Origin of the sequence: Pseudomonas sp. PICF6, from assembly GCF_009831705.1 — a bacterium.
GTDB classification, from domain to species: domain Bacteria; phylum Pseudomonadota; class Gammaproteobacteria; order Pseudomonadales; family Pseudomonadaceae; genus Aquipseudomonas; species Aquipseudomonas rhizophila.
In genome coordinates this window covers 322,837-324,940 of sequence record NZ_WUUD01000002.1, presented here as the reverse complement: position 1 = coordinate 324,940, position 2,104 = coordinate 322,837, and the positions used below count along the sequence as shown (strand labels likewise).

Genomic DNA, 2,104 nt, shown 5'->3' with positions numbered 1-2,104 from the left:
CCAGATACGCGGCAACGGTCTGTATGCCTACACCGCTATCAATGCGCCGCGAGGGCTCGATGAGCGGATTTATCACGTCTGGCAATTCAACGGCAAAGAAGTGGACCGTATCGCCCTGGACATTCATGGCGGGCGCAAGGAAGGCTATCGCGCCTGGACCCACAAGCAGAACTTCCCGGAAGACCCCACCGGTAAATGGCAGGTGCGGGTGCTGACGGAAAATGGCCAGGTGATTGGTGTATTGCGCTTCAAGGTCAGCGCTGCGCTCGAGCCTGGGACAAAATAATGCCGGGCGTGCTATTAGGTAACACTTTTCGAGCCGAACGAGCATGGCGCTTATGACCCCTGGCACTCTGGCTGGCAGTGCCCGACTGGATCGCTCTCACTCCCCGGCGCAGCTATGGATCAGCGGGGACTGGACACTGGCTCACTACACGCAGCTCAAGCGTTTGAGCGACTCGCTGCGCGGCCAGTACGACGACAACACCCTGATCGACCTCAATGGCTTGGGTGCCCTCGACACCGCTGGCGCCTCGTTGCTGGTGGAACTGCTGGGCGCCGAGCGGCTGGGCAAGACCGCCGAGCACCGCGACTGCACGTTGTCGTCCGCCGATCGGGCACTGTTGCAGACGGTCTATTGCTCGCTGACCGACTTCTGCGTGCCGGTCAAAGAGCCGACGGTGAGTGTCGTGACCCAGTTGTTGACACGCATCGGTCGAGCCGTGGACAAGGTCTGGCAAGATACCCTGCAATTGCTGGGCTTTGTCGGCTTGATCCTAGAAACGCTGGCCCGGGGCCTGTTTCGCCCGAAACGCTGGCGCATTACCCCGATGGTTGTTCACATCGAACAGACGGGGCTGGACGCGGCCCCTATCGTCGCCCTGCTGACTTTTCTGGTGGGCGCGGTGGTGGCGTTTCTCGGGGCAACGGTGCTGGCCGATTTCGGCGCCAGTATTTTTACCGTGGACCTGGTGGCGTTCTCGTTTTTGCGCGAATTCGGCGTGTTGCTGACTGCGATTCTTATGGCTGGTCGCACCGCCAGCGCCTTCACCGCCCAGATCGGCTCGATGAAGGCCAACGAAGAAATCGACGCGATTCGTACCCTGGGCCTCGATCCCATCGAGTTGCTGGTGGTGCCGCGAGTGCTGGCCCTGTTGGTGGCGCTGCCGATGCTGACCTTTGTGGCCATGCTCTCGGGCATTGTCGGCGGCGGTGTGGTGTGTGCCCTGTCGCTGGATATTTCTCCGGCGATGTTCCTGACGCTGTTGCAGTCGGACATCGGCGTCCAGCATTTCGTGGTGGGAATGGTCAAGGCGCCGATCTTTGCCTTCCTGATTGCTGCGGTGGGATGCCTGGAAGGCTTCAAAGTCAGCGGCAGCGCCGAGTCTGTCGGGGCTCACACCACCTCGAGCGTGGTGCAGTCGATTTTTGTGGTGATCGTGCTCGATGCGGTAGCCGCGCTGTTTTTCATGGAGATGCAATGGTGAGTCGACCTTCCAGGCCGCCCACCGAGGCGGTGATACAGGTACGTGGCTTGTGCAATCGCTTTGGCCTGCAGAGCGTGCACGAAAACCTCGACCTGGACGTATACAAGGGCGAGATCCTCGCGGTGGTCGGCGGCTCCGGCAGTGGCAAATCGGTGCTGTTGCGCAGCATTGTCGGCTTGAACCGGCCCAGTGAAGGGGCCGTGCGAGTATTCGGCCAGGATCTGCCGAGCCTGCCCCAGCAACAGCGTTCGCAAGTGGAACGACGCTTTGGGGTGCTGTTTCAGAAAGGCGCGCTGTTTTCTTCGCTGACTGTGACAGAGAATGTCGCCCTGCCCCTGATCGAACACGCCGGGCTCAGCCGGGCCGATGCCGAACATCTGGCGGCGGTGAAACTGGCGTTGGCCGGGCTGCCGCTATCGGCGGCGGACAAATACCCCGCCTCGCTGTCCGGCGGCATGATCAAGCGTGCAGCCTTGGCCCGGGCGCTAGCCCTGGACCCGGACATTCTGTTTCTCGACGAACCCACCGCCGGCCTCGACCCCATCGGCGCGGCAGCGTTCGACCAATTGATCCTGACGCTTCGCGACGCCTTGGGCTTGAGCGTATTTCTGGTCACC

Annotated in this window: 3 protein-coding genes; all 3 read left to right on the top strand. The window is 61.7% G+C overall.

Annotation, left to right across the window (positions count from 1 at the left end; translation table 11 throughout):
* On the top strand, positions 1 to 286 hold a 286-nt coding region (locus GSM73_RS26725; RefSeq protein WP_256676656.1), incomplete at its 5' end, for a DUF2914 domain-containing protein.
* Between the two features lie 52 nt (positions 287 to 338).
* Complete coding sequence (locus tag GSM73_RS02500) at positions 339 to 1,487, top strand: ABC transporter permease (protein WP_047229800.1); 1,149 nt, start codon at positions 339 to 341, stop codon at positions 1,485 to 1,487.
* On the top strand, positions 1,481 to 2,104 hold a 624-nt coding region (locus GSM73_RS02495; protein WP_256676655.1), incomplete at its 3' end, for an ABC transporter ATP-binding protein. The genes GSM73_RS02500 and GSM73_RS02495, both read left to right, overlap by 7 nt.

Excerpts from the sequence above, each read along its gene's own strand:
- GSM73_RS02500 (WP_047229800.1), top strand. The coding sequence starts at position 339 with ATGACCCCTGGCACTCTGGCTGGCAGTGCCCGACTGGATCGCTCTCAC.